This is a genomic window from Halegenticoccus tardaugens, from assembly GCF_004116405.1.
Lineage (GTDB): Archaea > Halobacteriota > Halobacteria > Halobacteriales > Haloferacaceae > Halegenticoccus > Halegenticoccus tardaugens.
This window is the reverse complement of the sequence record NZ_SDIC01000002.1, coordinates 80,676-98,647: the sequence shown is the minus strand read 5'-3', so window position 1 is coordinate 98,647 and position 17,972 is coordinate 80,676. Positions and strand designations below refer to the sequence as shown.

Below are 17,972 nucleotides of genomic sequence, written 5' to 3'. Positions count from 1 at the left end.
ATTCTTACGGCGAAGGGCATAAATTGCACACCCGGACTTCACGTGTCCGCCCCCTGCTGAGTTCGGGCGACGCGACGCGAATTGGCGTCGTGATGGCCGTGCGGACTCTCAGGCGAAAATTTACAATCACTACCCGCATAGTGGGGCATGAACGATGACAGAGGAGAACATGGAGAGCTACCTGATCCTGCGCGAACTCGACGAACCGATTTCGCGAGACGGTCTCGAGGCCGCGGCGGAGAAGTCCGGCGAAACCCTCGCCGAACTCCGCGAGGAGGGGGTGGCCATTCGCTGGGTCGAGTCGGAGGTCCTGACCACTGAAGCGGATCGGATCGTCGGAACGTTTTGTCACTACCGAGCGGAGGATGAGGACGCCGTGTACGAACACGCTGAGCGGGCGGATCTCCCGGCCACGAAGGTCACGAAACGCGGGGAGTCACTCTCGGGCGAGTGACGGTTGCGAACGTCGAATCCCGGGACGAAACCGACGGATTACGCGGCGGTTCAGACGACATTCGAGGCGGAACCCCACGACTGTAGTCGTGGAAGGAAGCCGACATGGTCTTTCGGAAGCGATACAGCGTCTCTCTGGCCGGTTTCGCTAACTTTTTCGTTCATGTTGTCATATTTATTGGTGGTGCAGGTGTCGCACAAGTCGCCGCCTATACGGGCCGAGAGTAGGCCGGCCCCGAACTCGGGGACTGTGACCGCGAACGGGTTCAACTCCCGTTCCCCGATTGGGGATAGAGCGTGAGAACACCGGGAATTAAACCGGCGGGACAACCCCGGCCTCGGTCGGAGTGGGAGGCATCAACAATGCACCCACGCCGAGGCAAGGACGGTAAGAGGAAGCCGGGCCTTCGACGGCGGACGAAGCGTGGGCCGAAACCCCACTGTGGGGGAAAGCCCACGACTTCAGTCGTGGGTAGCTTACAAGCGCCCGGTGGGAACGGACGGTCGTTGCCACGGACCCTCGTTCACCGCAAACCTTCTTTGGCAGTCGGTCGCATGAACGGGTATGTCGCTATTCGACGTACTGGGAAGCAAAGCTCGACTAAAGATCATCCGGGAGCTCTCTTCGGAACCTCGGTACGTCACCGAACTCGCAGAGCGGGTCGGCATGGACGGGAAAAGCGCGGTGCACCACCTCTCGATACTCGAGGAGGCCGAACTGGTCGAGAGCTATCGCACCCAGCGTCGAAAGTACTACCGCCTCGTAAAGGCCGTCGAGCTGCACGCGACCCCTGCGGACCGAACGTTCGTTCTACACGCGAAGAGAGCGGAAGTGGAAGAGCTGTCGGAGGGCGAGCGTTGAGACCGAGTGTACGGATTCGCGCTGCCGTTGCAGGCAGGGAACCCGGTTGCGTGTATGATTTTACAATGAACGTCACTCTCCGAACGCAAACGATTATAATTTAATCCCTGGGATGACAGCCAATGGTCGAAGAAATGATTGAGTCCTTCGTCGAGTCGCAGGGCCTGTGGTTCGCGTTTGTGGTGCTCGCCGCGGGAGGGGTGATACTCGTCGCGTTCATCGAGAAGTTGATAAGTTATCTCACGAGAGCGGCGCTGGGGTTAGGCGTATCCGTCTTCTCGCTGGCGATCCTGTTTACCGGGTTCGAATTCGACGATACGATCCTCGCGCTGGTGTTCGCCTCGGGCGGGCTAGAAGACGCCGCCCTCGGCACGGCGTTAGGGACCGCCCTCGCAATCGTCGGGATCACGCTAGCGGTCGCGGCCGCCGTCCAGCCGTTCTCCGTTGAGATTCCTCGGGACTATCTCACGTTACTCGTCCTCTCACCGCTGATACTCCTGCCGCTCGTTCTGTTGGGAAACCTCACCGCAATTCACGGAATCGGACTACTCGTCCTGTTTTTCGCGTTCCTCGCGTACATCGTCTATATGGAACATCGCCGAGACGTCCCGGTGTTCCGTGACACCGACGTCGTCGAGCGCGTGGAGACCGACGGCGGTGTCGCGACCGACAGCGGTATCGAAGCCGACGGCGGCGCGACGGTCCACGACCGGATCGAGCCGATCCTCGAAGACGAGTTCGTCCGCGATCGGGCGTACGCCGGCCACATCTGGCTCGGTCTCGCCGTCGCGGCACTGGCCGGCGTCGTGTTCGGGTCCATCTTGATCGAGACCGGCTCGGAGATCGTCCTCGAAGAAACGGGCGTTGAGGAGACCGTCTTCGGCGCGACCGTCATCACGGTGCTATTGACCTTCGAGAACGTGCTCCTCACGCTGGAGCCGGTCCGACGCGGCATCCCCGAAATTGGCATCGGTCACGTGATCGGCAGCGTTGTGTTCTCGGTGACGGGCAATATCGGTTTCATCCTGCTACTGGCCGATCTGAACATCGGTGCCAGCGTGCTGTACTTCCACTTCCCGGCGCTGTTGTTTGTGACCGCTCTCGGAGCCTACGTCATCAAAGGCCGGGAGGTGCGCCGTTGGCACGGTTTCCTCCTGGGGGGACTGTACGTCGCCTACTGGGTCATCGCGGTGGCCGTCTTCGGCGGCGTCCCGATCTCCGGGTGATCGTGCCACAACCCGGATTCGGACGTCGTCGCGGCTGAAGGCGACAGTTCACGCGTGGCGTCGCGGCCGCGCCAGCTACCTCGTCGGGGACGGGTGCTTTCCTCACAGACTTTTATACAGATAAGACCGAACTATGTCCTATGGCGAAGCTGCCGAGCGGAGGACGGGACGACCGAACCGTTATCACGGAGGGATACTTCGAACGTGAGGTTCATCTCTCGCGCGAAGCGACGGCGTCGTTTTTACGGGAACTCGCCGATCAACTGGAGCGCGATACCGAACTGACCGTTTCGAGCGCCGACTGGGAGATTCCGTTCGCGTATCGCGAACCCATCGAAGTCGAGGTCGAGTTCGTGAGCCAACACGAAGGGGAACTCGAAATAGAGATCGAGTTCACCGGCGTTCGTGGCGAAGATACGCTGACGGTCGACTGACGCCGAATTCGCGTTTCTGCAGTCAGCGTGGCCGCGAGAGGGGCAGGAGTCCGGCGTCTGCCCATCTAACCGGAATCGGTGACGTCCCTGATCGCTCTCGAAGCGCACTCCGGGCACACTAACGTCCCTTTCGTGGCGGCCCGCACGTCGCTTCGGTGAAACGTCGCGCCGCACTCGTCGCACCGCATCAACGCTTTCGTCCCCGGATCGACGTCGGTGCTCGCCCGCGGAAGCCGACAGTCGTCCCCATCTTCGTTCATGACTGGCGTTTGGCGGTCGGTGTGATAAACCCCCGACTCAGTCGACCGCTCGCTCAGTTCACCTGTTTCCCGCCGTTCACCGCTCTCACGGCGAGCGTTGGCTTCGCATGGACGGTGATACTCGGAACGACGCGCGGAAGATAGCTGGCGAACTGGAAGCAAACGTTTAAGAAATTATTGCTGGTGCGTGTTATCATGGAACTCTACAGGTTCGGAACGATCGACCGGCGGCGTCGATCGCACCCCCGCGAACAGGAGTTACCGGAAACGGGGACGGAGGACGGACCCGCAATCGGCGCGAGTCGACGCCAGCGTACCCAAGTGGAACCGGACGCGGCGTCGGCTACTCCGTCTGTCTCGGCGTCGAACATTCGACGAGGAGCCCGATCGTGAGCCTCATTTCGGTGCTCTCCATCGCGCACCCGGATCTCGCGTTGATTCCGACGATCAAGGCGCACCCAGACGCGCGAATCGATGCCATCAGCCACTCGACGACGGACCCCGAGACAGGGATGTTCTTCTTCGTCGTCAGCGGGGTCAGCGACGCGGTCGACGACACCCTCGATCGGGACCATACGGTCGAGCGATGGACGTTGGTCGACGACGCCGGCGGGAACCGAATTTATCGAATCCGCCACACGATGGAGACGAAACTCATCTCGACCAAGACGATCGAACTTGGCGGGATCCTCCTGGAGGCCGTCAGCAACGGCCAGGGGTGGGACGTGCGGCTTCACCTCCCCGACCGCGAAGCGCTGGCCGACCTCTGGGCGTTTTGCAAGCGCGAGGGATATTCGTTCGAACTCCACCGCATGTTTCGACAGGATGAGTGGGTGAGCGGGGTGACGGCGGAGTTGACCGACGAACAGCGCGACGCGCTCCTCCTCGCGTACGAGGAGGGATATTTCGAGGAGCCCCGCGAGGCTTCGCTCGAGGATCTCGCCGAACGTCTCGACATCTCGCCGACCGCCGTCGGCGGGCGGATTCGACGGGGAACCCACCAGCTCGTCCGAGCGACGCTCGTGAGGGAGTGCACGTGAGCGGTGTCGTCACCGCTGCCTAAACCTTGGCGATGTGATCGTCCCGGGGCTCGTACAGCGCGCCGGTCATTCGGACCTCGCGGATCCGCGCGAGGGTCTCGCCGACGGTGAGCCCCCGTGCACCCATCGCGGCGGCGACGATCCCGATCGGGACACCCTCGTCGTAGTGGGACTCGCATTCGCCGACGACGGCTTCGAGGTCACCGTCGGGGAGATCGAATCCCACGTCGGCGCGCGTCCACGCGATTTCGTGACCGGTGTGCCGGTGGTGTCGCCGGTAGAACTCGACCAGTTCGTTGGCGGATTCGGCCTCGCTCTCGACGGCGCACTCGGGACAGGCGGCCGCGAACGGAGCGACTCGTTGTCGGCTCATGGATCGTCAGGCCTCGTAGGCTTCCTGCGCGAGGAGGTGGAGCCTGTGGACCGTGTGTTCGTTGGGTCCGAGCTGCGCCTGCGCGAGCGCGCCCGACGAGAGACCGTGCTGCTGGCGTTCGACCAGTTCGAAGTCCTCCTCCTGGAGCTGTCGGCTCGTTCTGACGAATTCCTCTTCCTCGTCCGTCAGTTCGGCCTCTTTGAAGTAATAGTCCGCCACGAGTTGGAACCGGCTCTCGTCAATCGGATCGATGATGTACGTCCCGTACCCGTTCGCGGTCCCGTACATGTTGACGGTGAAGTTCGGCCAGAGGTAGTAGAACTTCGCCTCGTGTTCCTCGTGGATGCGCATCTCGTCGTCGACGTCCTCCTTGTGCTTGTAGTGGAGGACCCAGTGGTAGTCGTCGACCTCGAGTTCGGAATCGACGAGTTCGAGACCCTCGACCCAGTCCTGGTGGTTCGCCTGGCAGTGATCACACTCGGAGTAGTTCCCCCCGAAGACCTTCCAGTTACACTCGACCTCGGAGACGTACCGCCTCGCGAGCTGGTAGTCGCCGAGCGGGAGTCCTTCAAGTTCGTCCTTCATCGCGCCGGCCTGCTCGTCGAGCGACAGCGGCGGCTCCTCGTGGAGGGTGACGAAGACGAATGGGCCGATCCGATCGGAGCGGACTTCCAGCAGGGCGTTTCGCTCGGGGTCGAGTTCGGCGACATTCTCGTCTTCGAGATCCGGGTTCAGGCGGGCGTCTTCGAAGCTCGCCGGCGTGCTCGACAGCGTCCCGTCGAGGTCGTACGTCCACAGGTGGTACGGGCACCGGATCCGCCGTGCGTTCTCGGGCTCGGTCATCGGCGTTTCCTCGACCATTGCGGAGCCGCGGTGGGCGCAGACGTTGTAGTACGCCCGCACCTCGCCGTCGCGATCGCGAACAACGATGAGTTCGCGGTTGCCGATTGTCCGAGTGAAGTAGTCACCCGGATCCGGAATACAGTTCGCGTGACCCGCGTAGATCCAGTACCGACCGAACACGTTCTCCTTCTCCATCTCGTAGACCTCGGGGTCGGTGAAGTAACGCGCGGGGAGCGCGTTCGTCTCCTCGGTGATGTCCTCGCTGACGCGTTCGGCTTCGTCGAGACCGTTATTCCACCTCGTCATACTATATGGTATGGAATGGCGTGCCGGTCAATAAGGGTTGATCGCAGGTGGTGAGGGCGTATAAGTGCCGTCCGCTGCGCGCGCGGAGTCCGGAGGACGGCGAGCGCGCGCGATCCGTCGACGGGCGACTGTCTTGAGTGTCGCAGGTGAGCCGGGCAAAGCATCAAGGAGGCGGTCCACGAATCGACTCGAAACATGAGCGTGACGAACGAGCGGTACGACGCGATCGTGATCGGCGTCGGCGGAATGGGGAGCGCGACGGCCTATCACCTGGCCCGACGCGGGGTCGACGTCCTGGGCCTCGAACGGTACGACGTTCCGCACGCGAGAGGATCGTCCCACGGGATCACGCGGATCATCCGGCGGGCCTACTACGAACACCCATCGTACATCCCAATGGTCGAACGCGCGTACGAACTCTGGGACGACCTCGCCGAGCGAACCGGTCGCGACATCCTCCACCGAACGGGCTCGATCGACGCCGGCTCCGAGGACGACGTCGTCTTTCGGGGGTCGGTTGAGTCGTGCGAGCGGTACGACATCCCCCACGAGGTGCTCGCGGGAGGGGAGGTGAACGACCGCTTTCCGGGCTACCGGTTGCCCGAGGATCACATGGCGGTCTACCAGCCGGACGGCGGCTTCGTCGTTCCGGAACAGGCGATCGTCGCGCACGCGGAGGAGGCGCAGGCGGCGGGCGGCGAAATTCGCGCGAGAGAGCGGGTCACGGACTGGAGCGAGACGGCTGAGGGCGGCGTGCGCGTCGAGACGGACAAGGGGACGTACGAGGCCGAAACGCTCGTGCTCGCCGCGGGGGCGTGGAACCGAAAGTTCGCGGACGCGCTCTCCGGACTCGCGGTGCCCGAGCGGCAGGTCCTCGCATGGTTCCAGCCGGAGGCGCCGGAGCGGTTCGAACCGGATCGGTTCCCGGTGTGGAACCTGAGCGTCCCGGAGGGCCGGTTCTATGGGCTCCCGATCTACGACGTGCCGGGGATGAAACTGGGCCGCTACCATCACCTAGACGAGCAGGTCGATCCGGATGAGTACCAGACTGAACCGCAACCAGCGGACGAGCGAATCCTCCGGGAGTTCGCGGAGCGATACTTCCCCGAGGGCGCTGGCCCGACGATGCGACTCGCGACGTGTCTGTTTACGAACTCTCCGGACGAGCACTTCATCCTAGACACGTTGCCAGATCACCCACAAGTAACCGTCGGCGCGGGGTTCTCTGGCCACGGCTTCAAGTTCGCCAGCGCGATCGGTGAGGCGCTCGCGGACCTCGCGGTGGATGGCGAAACCGACCGACCGATCGACATGTTTGGCCTCGATCGGTTCGCCGCCGGCGCGTGACCCCGAGCCGGACCGATTGATCCGTCCGTATATACACCCCAGATTATGCACCCGGAGAGCTATGCGTGGTCGCATTGCACAGAATCATGGTATATGAGCGCAGGGAACACGATACCCGACACCGCCGGAACCGTGATCATCGGGGCAGGCTGCGTCGGCTGCAGCGCGGCGTATCACCTCACTCGCCTTGGCCGCGAGGACGTCGCGGTGATCGATCGAGGGCCGCTGTTCGAGACGGGCGGCTCGACGTCACACGCGCCCGGACTGGTCTTTCAGACGTCGAACGGGAAGCTGATGACGCGGCTCGCGTCGTACACTCGCGACCTCTACGCGGATCTCGACGGCTTTCGAACCTGCGGCGGGATCGAGGTCGCCTCCACCGACGATCGCTGGAACCACCTGAAGCGAAAGCGCGAGTGGGGCCGCGCTTACGGACTCGAAGGCGGTGAACTCCTCTCGCCGGAGGCGGTCGCAGAACGCGTCCCCCAGGTGAACGAGGAGGTCATTCTGGGCGGCTACTACCAGCCGACGGACGGTCAAGCCCACGCCGTCGACGTCTCGGCGACGATGGCCGAGCGCGCCCGCGAGGCGGGAGCCAGCTTCCACAGCGAGACGACGGTGACCGACCTCGAAGTCCGCGACGGGAGTATCGAGGCCGTCCGTACTGACAGGGGACGCATCGAGGCCGAAGAGGTGCTAATCGCGACCAACATCTGGGGACCGCTGTTCGGCGACATGGTGGGCGTCGACGTCCCGCTGGTGCCGTGCGCGCACCAGTACCTCGTCTCCGAGGGACTTCAGGAGCTCCGCGGCGCGAGCCGCGAGATCGAGCAGCCGATCCTTCGCCACCAAGACGCCTCGCTGTACTTCCGACAGCACGGCGAGCGCTACGGGATCGGATCGTACAACCACAAGCCGTTGCTCGTGGACCCCTCGGACATCTACGGTCCCGAGAAGCTCGACGACCTCGGGCTCGAATACCCCTCGCTGCGCGAGTTTACGGCGGAACACTTCTACGAGAACACGCACCCCGACCACGAAACGACGGCCCACGAAGCGGCGTGCGAGCTCGTCCCGTCGCTCCGCGACGCCGCGTTCGAATCCGGGATCAACGGGATGTTCTGTTTCACGCCGGACGGGATGCCGATCCTCGGACCGTCGGAGGGGGTCGACGGACTCTGGTGGGCGCTCGCGATCTGGGTGACCCAATCCGGCGGCGCGGGGAGCGTGATCGCCCACTGGATGGAAGACGGGATGCCGCGCCTCGACGGCGATCGGGTAGACGCCACGGGGGCGCACCTGTCACGATTCCAGCCCCACGCGGGGTCGCGCGAGTATGCGTGGGGGCGCGGCGCGCAGCAGTACCGGGAGGTGTACCAGTTAACCCACCCGCGAGAGCAGCCGAGCGGAGGGCGTCCCCTTCGTCGGAGTCCGTTCTATCACCACCAGAAGGCCCTCGGCGCGGAGTTTTACGACAGCCACGGCTGGGAGGTGGCCCAGTGGTACGAGTGCAACGAGTCGCTCCTGGGGGAGTACGACGTGCCCAATCGTCCGGGGTGGTTGGGTCGACACTGGTCGAAGGCGCAGGGGGCTGAGCACCGGGCCGTCCGCGATCGCGTCGCGATGGTCGACATGTCCTCGTTCACCGGGATCGAAGTGTCCGGTGACGGCGCGACCAACCACCTCCAGCGCGTCCTCACCAACGATGTCGACGTTTCTCCGGGTCGGATGCGGTACGCCGCGATGTGCGACGAGGACGGCGGCGTTCTCGCGGACCTCACCGTGGCTCGACTCGCCGACGATCGGTACGTGCTCTTTACGGGCGGGGGGAACTCCGCGACGCTGCACTCGCGACACATCCGCGAGCGCGCCCCCGACGACGGAACCGTTTCCGTCACCGTCCACGACTCGGGTCGCTGCGGCGTCGGCGTCTTCGGACCCCGGTCGCGGGACGTGCTGGCACCGCTCGTCGAGGCCGATCTCTCGAACGACTCGTTCCCCTTCTACGCCGCGCGGGAGACGTACCTCGGTGAAATCCCCGTGACGATGCTCCGGCTCTCCTACGCGGGCGAACTCGGGTGGGAACTGCACGCGCCGACTGAGTATGGCGCGCGGCTGTGGGAGCGGATCTGGGCCGCCGGAGAGGACCACGGCATCGTTCCGATGGGCTGGGCCGCGCTCGATTCGACGAGCCTGGAGAAGGGGTTCCGCCTCTGGGGGTCGGATCTCACCCCGGAGTACACCCCGTACGAGGCGGGGATCGGTTTCGCGGTGGACCTCGAAACCGACTTCGTCGGGAAGGAGGCGCTGCTCCGGGCGCGCGAATCGGGTCTTGATCGCAAGATCGCGCCGATCACGCTCGACGAGCCGGGCGCGCTCGTCGACGCCGGCCACCCCGTCGTCGATTCCGATGACGGATCGGTCCTCGGCTCCATCGCGCGGGCCGAGTACGGTTACACGATCGACAGGGGTATCGCGTACGCGTACGTGCCGATCGAGGATGCCGAAGCGGGCCGCGACGTCGAAATCGAGTACGAGGACGAGCGTTACCCGGCGACGGTTCGGGAGGAACCGCTGTTCGACCCGGAACGCGAGAGGATGCTTCGGTGACGAGATGAGACCGGACTTCGAACCCCTCTCGTTCGACGACATCAAGGCCGCCCGCGAACGGATCGACGACGACTCGGTCGTAAAACGCACTCCGATCGAGCGAAGCACGTCGCTCGACGAACTGGCCGGCGGCGAGGTCCACCTCAAGATGGAACACCTCCAGTGGACGGGGTCGTTCAAGACGCGCGGCGCGTACAACAAGATCGCACGGTGCGTCGAACGCGGCGGGGTCGACCGGGTCGTCGCGGCCAGTGCGGGCAATCACGCTCAGGGAGTCGCCCTCGCGGCGACGAAACTCGGCGTCGAGTCCACGATCGTCATGCCGAAGGGGGCACCGCAGGCCAAGGTCGACGCGACCCGCGGGTATGGCGCGGACGTGGAGCTCGTCGGAGCGGACTTCCGGGCGGCGATGGATCACGCGAAGAAGCTGGTCGACAGCGACGCGGAGTTCGTCCACGCCTACGACGATCCAGCTATCGTCGCGGGGCAGGGGACCCTGGGGATCGAGATGTATGAGGACCTCCCCGACGTTGACACCGTCGTCGTGCCGATCGGTGGGGGTGGCCTCGTTTCGGGGATCGCGACCGCCTTCGCGGAGCTGTCCCCGGAGACGCGGATCGTCGGGGTGCAGGCGGCGGACGCCGCGACGGTCCCCGGCAGCCTCGAAGCGGGCCACCCAGTCGCGCTCGACGAGGTGGAGACGATCGCCGACGGCATCGCGACAGGCGGAGTCTCCGAGTTGACGCTCTCTCTCATCGAGGCGCACGTCGACGAAGTGGTGACGGTCACAGACGGCGAGATCGCTCGCGCGATCTTGCTGCTGTTAGAGCGCTCGAAGCAGCTCGTCGAGGGAGCCGGCGCGTCGTCCGTCGCCGCGATCCTCGGTGACGAGTTGGACGTACGCCGGGAGACGGTGATGCCGCTACTGTGCGGGGGGAACCTCGACATGACGATGCTCCAGACGGTACTCGTTCACGCCCTGACCGATCGCGAGCAGCTGCTACGGCTGCGCGTTCGGATCACCGATCGGCCCGGAAAAATGGAGGAGGTTTCGGGGATAATCGCCGAGCACGGCGTCAATATTCGAACGGTGCGGCACGAGCGATCCGCCCCGGAACTCGACGTGGGCGAGGCGTACCTTGTCTTCCAAATAGAGACGAGCGGTTCGAGCCAGTCGCAGGCCATCGTTCGAGCGATCCGCGACCGCGGGTACCGGATCAAGCATGTCAATTCGTGAACTGTTCTGACGACCCGACCTCACTTGTTCGACCGTTCGTTTATAAGCGACGCAGGTGATAAAGACGAATGTTGATACGCGACACTGTCATGGTATACCGTGGCGAGAATTGTCATGGCCTCGAACGTCGCTGCGCAAACTGATCGCCGTCGTACTGGCACGGAAAGACAGCCCGAAGAGATCAATGACCGACGCGAGTGGTGACCCGCCATGAGTGAACGCGACGCGGACGGACCGTTACGAGCGTTTCTGGACGAACTCGACTTCGCCGTCTTCAGCCCCGGGTTCCTCGTGACCGTGATCGTCGTGGCCGCGTTCCTCGTTCGCCCGGACGCGGCGTTCGAGCGAATGGAGAGCGCGAACACGTTCCTCTGGAAGTCGCTGGGATGGGCCTACCTCGTCTCGATGTTCTCGCTCGTGGTCTTCGTCCTCTATCTGATCTTCGGTCCGTGGGGCAACATCAAACTCGGCGCCAAAGACGAAGAGCCGGAGTTCAGCTTCCCCGCGTACTTCGCGATGCTGTTCTCCGCGGGAATCGCCGCCGGGATCGTGTTCTGGGGTCCGGCGGAAGCGATCTTCCATTACTCTACGCCCTCGCCGTTGTCAGGATCCGAGCCGAGGTCGACCGGAGCCGCGGTTGACGCCCTCCAGTACACGTTCTTCCACTGGGGCCTGTCCGCGTGGTCCGCGTACGTGATCGTGGCGATCCCAATCGCGTACTTTGCCTACCGCAAGGACGCGCCGATGCGGATTTCGACGATTATCGGTCCTATCGTCGGCTTCGACAACCTCGACGGTCCAATGGCTAAGTCCGTCGACGTCCTGGCGGTGTTCGCGACGATCGGCGGCATCGCGACGACGCTCGGTCTCGTCGGCAGACAATTCCTCGTCGGTCTCGAGTACAGCGGCGGCGTCGCGCTGGGAGACACCGGGACGGTGCTCGTCATCACCGGTTTGACCGTCGCATTCACCCTCTCCGTCGCGCTCGGCGTGGAGCGGGGCATCCTCCGGATCTCGTACTTCAACATGGGCTTGTTTGGCGTCCTGACCGCGCTGGCGTTCGTCCTTGGACCGACAGTCTACATCGTGACGGTCGGAACGCAGGCTCTCGGCGGTTACATCAACGAATTCGTCACGATGAGCCTGTACCTCGGTGCCGGTGAGACCGGTGGGGTCGGCGCTGACGGCGACTTCGTCGGCGCGTGGACGATCTTCTACTGGGCGTGGTGGTTCTCGTGGGCACCGTTCGTCGGACTGTTCATTGCCCGGATTTCCCGCGGCCGGACCGTCCGACAGGTTGCCGCGACCGGCGTTCTCGCCTCGACAAGTGTCACCATCCCCTGGTTCGCCACGATGGGCGGGACGTCGATCTACCTGCAATCGTCAGGTCAGGCGAACATCCTCGGGACGCTGGAAGCGTGGGCGTTCGACGAGGCCGTCGCCGGTTATCCCCTGTTCGAGGCGCTTCCCGGCGGGGAGTTGCTGACTGTGCTCTTTCTCGTGTTGGTGACGACGTTCTTCGTCACGTCGGCGGACTCCTCGACGCTCGCGCTGGCCATGCTTACCACTGGAGGAAAGGAGAGCCCGTCGACGATAAACCGCGTTATCTGGGGCAGTCTGATGGGCGCGCTCGCCTCCCTGTTGATGGTCGGCGGGGGCACCGAGGCGCTCCAGCAGGCTGCCATCATCGCCGGCGGCCCCTTCGCGATCATCACCCTGATCGCCGTCGCGGTTATGATTTCCACCTTCGGCGGTCGACGGGCGGTCTTTCTCCGCGAAAACGAGTCGTCCTCGGCGTCGACCGGGGCAGCCGCTTCGGAGGACGACTGAGCGCGCCTGTTCCGTTCGCCGATCCTCCCGAGCGTTTACGGTCGAACTGGCGCTGTCGCCGCTGGAGGTATCCTAGTGGGATTGCATGACGTGCCCGTAGCTCGGTCCACCGCCGAGAGAGACGTTGCACGAGTGCGGGGAGTGGCCGTCTTCGGGGAGCCACCATGACTAAGTCTTTTTCGTCGAGTTTCCTAGAGCATGAGTGTCATAGCTGAATTCGAAGTCGAGACTACCCAGTTCCTCCTGGCCGACATGCTCACGGAGCTTCCGGAGGCGTGGGCCCAATTTGAGCGGGTCGTTCCGTCGGGGGAGCGAACGGTTCCCCTTCTCTGGGTCTACGGCAGCGACCCCGGAACGATGGAGCGGAACCTGTTGAGTCATCCGATGGTTCAGAGCCTAAATCGACTCGAGTCGTCCGACGATCGAGCGTTGTACGCCATCGAGTGGGCTGAGGAGCCGGACAGCGTTTTGGAGGGGATCTCCGAGCAAAACGCCGACATACTGGACGCGGTCGGCTCGGCCGAGGTCTGGCGATTCGAGCTCAGGTTTCCGTCGCACAGGGCGCTCTCGGCCTTCAAATCCCACTGTGACGAGACGGAGGTCCAGGTGACGCCCACGCGCATCTATCGCCCTGAAGACGACGAGCTCGGCTTCCGACACGGCCTCACCGACCGACAGGTCGAAGTGCTCGTCACCGCCGCCGAAGAGGGGTACTTCGATGTCCCGCGGCGGCTCACCGCTGCGGAGTTGGGCACTGAGTTCGACATCTCCAACCAGGCGGTCTCGGAACGGCTCCGGCGTGGGATGAAAACGCTCGTCATGAACACGCTCGCTAGCGTCGGATGATAGTGCTCGGAGGGTCGTGAGCACGATTATCGAAGGGAACATCTGCGGCTCCCTTCGCACGAGTAGTCCGTCCGATCGTCGCGTACCGTCATCTCTACCGCTGTACTCCCGCCGAGGATGGGATTTAAGTCCCCCTGTGTGCGTATAATGGTTGATATACGATGACGCGTGACAGTGGGGACCCGGGATCGGATGGGGACGATCAGTCGGCGCGGCAACGCGGCTTCTCGTACGAAGACGTCGACGTGACCGTTACGTCGGGGTATAGACCGATGATCGTGACCGCGAGCCTCACGATTTGCACCTTCTTCCTCTTCGGCGGAGGGCTCCCCATCTACTGGGAGCAAAGTGAGGGGTACACGCTCTTCACGTACGGGGCTGTACTGTGGGGGGTTTCGGTCATCGTGCTGGGCTTCGCTTACGAATACTGGGTCGAAAAGAACGAAACGGCGAACCAAACGGAGCAAGTCACCACGGTGCAGCGGGACGGGGAGGGTGGTCGGGCGTGACCACGCTGCAGGTGACCCCCGAAGTCAGTAGCGGATTCGAAGCGATCGTCGTCGTCTTCCTCTACTTCCTCTTGGTGGTCGGAATCGGGGGCTTCTTCTTCAGTCGCTCCCGCGAATCGACCGCCGATTTTTGGATCGCGGGCGGGAAGATTCCAGAATGGATGCAGGCGATCTGTTACTACGCCGTCCTCGCCAGTGCGGGATCCTTCTTCGGGATTGGCGGGTTTGCGTACGAATTCGGCGCCGCCTTCGCGGTGCTTGTTACCACGGCCGTCGCCTCCGGCGGCCTCTTCTTGATGATCTTTCTCGCGGCACCGATTCGACGCGCCGGCGTCTATACGGTGCCGAACTACCTCGAACTCCGTTACGATAGCAAACGCGTTCGGCTCGTCGCGGCGCTCATCTTCGCGATCGGAGCGTGGGCGTATCTCGTCCCCCAACTCACCGCGGGCGGCATCACGATGAACTTCGTGCTTCCCCAGATCGGCTACGAGGTCGGCGTCGTGATCGCCGCGCTGGTTTTCGCGCTCTACGTCTCTCTTGGCGGCATGTGGGCCGTCACGTGGACCGATTTCATCCAGGGGATCATGATGGTCCTCCTAACGCTCCTCCCGGTGCCGCTGATTCTGCTCGAATTCGGCGGCGTCGGCGGAACGATCTCGAGCGCGCTCGCGAACGATCCGGAGTTCGCAAGTTCGAACATGCCTGGTCTCTCTCACATCGGCGTCGCCCTCGTCTGGATTCTCGGGACGCTGAGCCTGCCCCAGCTTGGCCAACGCGTCCTCGCGAGTGACAGCGACCGGACGGCCCGCCGATCGATCATGTGGACGATCTTCCTGTACATCACCACGTTCAGCGTCTCCGCGTTCGTCGTCGCGGGGGCGGCGATGGCGACGGAGCCGAACCTCTCGACCGGTGATCACTTCTACTACGCCGTCCTCGCGGAGTTTTTCGGTCCACTGGTGCAAGGGCTGGGCGCGGCCGGCCTCCTCGCCGCCGTCATGTCGACGACCGACGCGCTTCTCGTGGCGCTGAGCGCCAGCGTCAGCCACGACCTCCCCCGTATTTTCGACGTGGACCTGACCGAACGCCAGGAGACGACGCTCGGAGTGTCCGTCATCTGGCTCGGGGCTGCCTCCGCGACGGTGATCGCGTTCGATCCGCCGGGAATCATCGCGACGATGACGACGCTCGTCACCGGCGGCCTCGCGAGCGGGCTGTTCCCCGCCCTGGCGGTCGGGACGTGGTGGAAACGTGCGAACGAGTGGGGTGCGATCGCGGCGATGATCGTCGGCTTTCTCGCCTACGGATTCTTACTCTTCGGCGGAGTGATGGAGGCACCGTTCAGCGAGGCGCTCGTCGCCGTTCCGCTCGGGCTCGTCGTCTACGTCGCCGTCAGTCTCGGAACGCGTCGACCAACCGGGGACGAACTCGCCGGCTTCCAGTCCTTCCACAGCGAAGCCGTCGAGAGCCGACCGAGAACGGTGGGCGACGACTGAACGTCGCGGTCCGTCCGCGTTTCGACGACGCGTTTCCGACTCGCCGCCCATCGGTTGACGACCGTCTGCGATGGACAATGGGTGGTCAATTCGACGCGTGGAGCCAGTACTTCCAGAGGAGGCGAACCTTGAGGCGAAGCAGCACGGCCAAACGAAACCTGATGTGGTGGGTGAGCTTCCACGGTGGGGTTTCGCTCGCGCCGATGACCGCGGTCACGAACCGCGCGATTTCCTCGCGCGTAGCGGCGGTTACCGGGCTCAGCGTCACGACGCAGAGGTCCGACGTGATGTCCGATTGCTGCTCTTCTGTCACAAACACCGACATCACGAGGTCCGCCACCGGATCCGTCGTCGCGGTGATGACTGTCACGTCGAACGACACGGGGTCGGAAACGGCGAATCGGTGGCCGCGCTCCGCCGCTCCGAGCATCGTTCGTTCCCCCCGCGTCGTCGATGTCTCCTCGAGGTCGTACCGGTACCCGAGGTCGTCGAGCGCGGTCGTCGCGACCGCGAGAAACCGATCCTGGGAGAGGCCGCAGAACGCTCGCCACCGAGAGCCGATAAGCGCCGAGATGAGTTTCCAAAACATACCGCCGATTCGACAGGGTGTGAAAAAAGGCTACCGTTCGCGGACCCGCCCTCTCGACGTCGCTGCGAACCGCGAACCCGGGCGTTCGGTCGGCGAGGTGCTACTGGCGGATCACCTCGCCGGGCGTGTTGCCGGTGACCTCGCCGTCGCGGACGGCGAACTCGCCGTTGACGACAACGTGCGCCACGCCCCGCGGTCGTCGCTTGGGATTTTCGTACGTCGCTGGACTCCCGACGAGATCCGGATCGAACACCACCAGATCCGCGTCCATCTCGGGGCGAACGATCCCCTTCGTATCGAAACCCATCGCGCGAGCCGGCAGCGAGGTCATCTTTCTCACGGCATCCTCCAAGGAGAGCACGTTCTTTTCTCGAACGTACCGGCCGAGGACCCGGGGGAACGCCCCGTATACCCGCGGGTGCGGCGTCCCGCCGAACAGCCCGTCGGTCGCGATGTTTACGGCCTCGTACGCGAGGATTTCTTCGAGGTCCGACTCCGCCAGCAGGTGCAAGACCATGCTGACGCCAAGTTCCTCCTCGATCAGGAGGTCGCAGACGGCGTCGATCGGTTCCCGATCCCGATCGCGGGCGAACGTCGCCACAGTCGTCCCTTCCAGGTGGGCGTTCTCGTCGGAGGGGACGTTCGTGATAACGATCCGGTCCCATCCCGCGAGTGCGCCGAAGTTTTCCCAGCCCTCGATCCGCCACGCTTCAACGTCCCGTTTCATCCGCGCGCGAGCGTCGTCGTCCCGCAACGTGTCGAGGAGCTCGCCGCGCCCCTTCGCGTGGACCCACGGCGGGAGAACCGTCGAGAGTTTGGTGCTCGCGGCCGCGTACGGATACTGCTCGACCGTGATGTCAACGCCGCGCTCTCGCGCCGCCTCGATGAGGTGGATTCCGCGTTCGGCTTTGCCGTGTTGTTTCGCCCCCGCCATCTTGAAGTGCGTGAGGTGACACGCGACGCCGGCTTCGGCGCCAATTTCGACGAGTTCGTCGAGCGCGTTCCAGATCCACCGTCCCTCGCTCCGAATGTAGGGGACGAACGGCCGGCCCTCGGCCGCGGCGCGTCCGGCGAGCGCGGTCAGTTCCTTGGTCTTCGCGTAGCTGGATGGCGGGTAGATGAGCCCCACCGACAGGCCAACGGCCCCCTCCGCCAGGCTCCTCGCGACGAGATCCTCCATCTCCCCTCGCTCGGTGGCAGTCGGCTCCCGATCGTCCATCCCGAGAACCGCAAACCGGACGGTCCCGTGACCGACCAGACTCGCGAGGTTCACCGCGGCGCCGTTCGTCGCGACGGCATCCAAGTATTCGCCTATGCTGTTCCACGCCCACTCGACGTCGACGCTTCCCGTGAGGCCGCGGACCTGTGTTCGCCACTTGTCGATCTGGTCGTCGGAAATCGGGGCCATAGAAAACCCGTCGTGTCCGAGAATCTCGGTGGTGATTCCCTGGCGGAGTTTTGGCGCGAGCGTCGGATCCGCAAAAAGCTGTAAGTCCGAGTGCGAGTGGGTATCGATGAACCCCGGCGCGACGACCATCCCGTCCACGTCCACATGGTCCGTCGCGGACGCGTTCGGCTCGCGCTTTCTCGAGATGAGCCGTATCCGTCCGTCTTCGACGCCGACGGCACCGTCGAACCGCGGTGCTCCGGTACCGTCGACGATCTTCGCGTTCTCGAAGAGGATGTCCAGCGCCATCGAAAGTGAATC

17 protein-coding genes are annotated in these 17,972 nt (G+C 64.1%); 12 read left to right on the top strand and 5 right to left on the bottom strand.

The annotated features are described in order from the left end of the window. Positions 1-154: 154 nt before the first annotated feature. The 4 genes from C3L37_RS04760 to C3L37_RS04745 all read left to right on the top strand — a co-directional run bounded on the left by C3L37_RS04760 (position 155) and on the right by C3L37_RS04745 (position 2,975). Positions 155-454: a DUF4242 domain-containing protein gene (locus C3L37_RS04760; RefSeq protein ID WP_129113494.1), complete on the top strand. Its 300-nt coding sequence runs from the start codon at positions 155-157 to the stop codon at positions 452-454. 564 nt (positions 455-1,018) lie between these two features. Further along, entirely contained in the window at positions 1,019-1,315 is a 297-nt protein-coding gene (locus C3L37_RS04755) for an ArsR/SmtB family transcription factor (protein ID WP_129113493.1), read from the top strand. Positions 1,316-1,437: 122 nt separating this feature from the next. Next, positions 1,438-2,541: a sodium:calcium antiporter gene (locus C3L37_RS04750; protein WP_129113492.1), complete on the top strand. Its 1,104-nt coding sequence runs from the start codon at positions 1,438-1,440 to the stop codon at positions 2,539-2,541. 140 nt (positions 2,542-2,681) lie between these two features. After that, the gene (locus C3L37_RS04745) at positions 2,682-2,975 is read left to right on the top strand and encodes an amphi-Trp domain-containing protein (RefSeq protein WP_129113491.1); all 294 of its coding nucleotides are present in this window, start codon (positions 2,682-2,684) and stop codon (positions 2,973-2,975) included. Between the two features lie 65 nt (positions 2,976-3,040). Here the strand turns inward: C3L37_RS04745 and C3L37_RS04740 are convergent, their stop codons facing one another. After that, positions 3,041-3,235 (bottom strand): hypothetical protein, encoded by a 195-nt coding sequence (locus C3L37_RS04740; protein WP_129113490.1) that lies wholly within the window; start codon positions 3,233-3,235, stop codon positions 3,041-3,043. Positions 3,236-3,624: 389 nt separating this feature from the next. Between C3L37_RS04740 and C3L37_RS04735 the strand changes: the two genes are divergently transcribed. Beyond that, positions 3,625-4,275, top strand: a complete 651-nt coding sequence (locus C3L37_RS04735) for a helix-turn-helix domain-containing protein (RefSeq protein WP_129113489.1) — start codon at positions 3,625-3,627, stop codon at positions 4,273-4,275. A 19-nt stretch (positions 4,276-4,294) separates the two neighbouring features. Here C3L37_RS04735 and C3L37_RS04730 read toward each other — a convergent pair whose 3' ends face one another. Both C3L37_RS04730 and C3L37_RS04725 read right to left on the bottom strand, forming a co-directional pair. Continuing rightward, entirely contained in the window at positions 4,295-4,648 is a 354-nt protein-coding gene (locus C3L37_RS04730) for a hypothetical protein (protein WP_129113488.1), read from the bottom strand. Positions 4,649-4,654: 6 nt separating this feature from the next. After that, complete coding sequence (locus tag C3L37_RS04725) at positions 4,655-5,797, bottom strand: aromatic ring-hydroxylating oxygenase subunit alpha (RefSeq protein WP_129113487.1); 1,143 nt, start codon at positions 5,795-5,797, stop codon at positions 4,655-4,657. Positions 5,798-5,992: 195 nt separating this feature from the next. Between C3L37_RS04725 and solA the strand changes: the two genes are divergently transcribed. The 7 genes from solA (at position 5,993) to C3L37_RS04690 (ending at position 15,675) form a co-directional block, all read left to right on the top strand. Next, positions 5,993-7,144: an N-methyl-L-tryptophan oxidase gene (solA, locus tag C3L37_RS04720; RefSeq protein WP_129113486.1), complete on the top strand. Its 1,152-nt coding sequence runs from the start codon at positions 5,993-5,995 to the stop codon at positions 7,142-7,144. Positions 7,145-7,237: 93 nt separating this feature from the next. Beyond that, positions 7,238-9,754: a GcvT family protein gene (locus C3L37_RS04715; RefSeq protein ID WP_129113485.1), complete on the top strand. Its 2,517-nt coding sequence runs from the start codon at positions 7,238-7,240 to the stop codon at positions 9,752-9,754. A 4-nt stretch (positions 9,755-9,758) separates the two neighbouring features. Continuing rightward, positions 9,759-10,991, top strand: a complete 1,233-nt coding sequence (gene ilvA, locus C3L37_RS04710; protein ID WP_129113484.1) for a threonine ammonia-lyase — start codon at positions 9,759-9,761, stop codon at positions 10,989-10,991. 210 nt (positions 10,992-11,201) lie between these two features. Further along, positions 11,202-12,821 carry a BCCT family transporter gene (locus tag C3L37_RS04705; RefSeq protein ID WP_129113483.1) on the top strand — a complete coding sequence of 540 codons (1,620 nt, stop codon included), beginning with the start codon at positions 11,202-11,204 and terminating at the stop codon, positions 12,819-12,821. Between the two features lie 198 nt (positions 12,822-13,019). Next, positions 13,020-13,667 carry a helix-turn-helix domain-containing protein gene (locus C3L37_RS04700; RefSeq protein ID WP_129113482.1) on the top strand — a complete coding sequence of 216 codons (648 nt, stop codon included), beginning with the start codon at positions 13,020-13,022 and terminating at the stop codon, positions 13,665-13,667. Between the two features lie 161 nt (positions 13,668-13,828). Further along, a complete protein-coding gene (locus C3L37_RS04695) occupies positions 13,829-14,176 on the top strand; it encodes a hypothetical protein (protein ID WP_129113481.1) in 348 nt (115 codons plus the stop codon). Continuing rightward, complete coding sequence (locus C3L37_RS04690; protein ID WP_129113480.1) at positions 14,173-15,675, top strand: sodium:solute symporter family protein; 1,503 nt, start codon at positions 14,173-14,175, stop codon at positions 15,673-15,675. The genes C3L37_RS04695 and C3L37_RS04690 overlap by 4 nt, the downstream gene beginning before the upstream one ends. A gap of 85 nt (positions 15,676-15,760) precedes the next feature. Here C3L37_RS04690 and C3L37_RS04685 read toward each other — a convergent pair whose 3' ends face one another. Beyond that, positions 15,761-16,264 carry a hypothetical protein gene (locus C3L37_RS04685; RefSeq protein ID WP_129113479.1) on the bottom strand — a complete coding sequence of 168 codons (504 nt, stop codon included), beginning with the start codon at positions 16,262-16,264 and terminating at the stop codon, positions 15,761-15,763. 100 nt (positions 16,265-16,364) lie between these two features. Then, entirely contained in the window at positions 16,365-17,960 is a 1,596-nt protein-coding gene (locus C3L37_RS04680) for an N-acyl-D-amino-acid deacylase family protein (RefSeq protein ID WP_129113478.1), read from the bottom strand. Between the last annotated feature and the right edge of the window lie 12 nt (positions 17,961-17,972).